Origin of the sequence: uncultured Polaribacter sp. (genome assembly GCF_947495205.1) — a bacterium.
Classification (GTDB): domain Bacteria; phylum Bacteroidota; class Bacteroidia; order Flavobacteriales; family Flavobacteriaceae; genus Polaribacter.
On record NZ_CANLXV010000050.1, the window covers coordinates 1 to 290 of the forward strand.

A 290-nucleotide genomic window follows, 5' to 3' on the forward strand; every position below is an offset into this window, starting at 1 on the left:
TTTATAGCCAATGATATTAAAATTGGTAGAGACAAGTTTTACAGCGTTTTAAGAATGCATAATCTTCTTGTTCCAAAGTTAAAAAACTATATAACTACAACCGATTCTAAACATCAGTTTAGAAAATATAAAAACCTAATTAAAGATAAAGTTCCCACTAGACCAGAGCAATTATGGGTTAGCGATATTACATACATTAAAACTCAAAATGGTCACAACTATTTAGCCATCGTGACAGATGCCTATTCTAAACAAATTATGGGCTATAAATTGGCAAACCATATGAGAAC

Annotated in this window: 1 protein-coding gene; it reads left to right on the forward strand. The window is 30.3% G+C overall.

Features of this window, described 5'->3' with window-relative positions; translation table 11 throughout:
* Window positions 1–290, forward strand: a 290-nt coding sequence (locus Q0762_RS13955) for a DDE-type integrase/transposase/recombinase (protein WP_366941009.1), incomplete at both ends; no start/stop codon positions are given.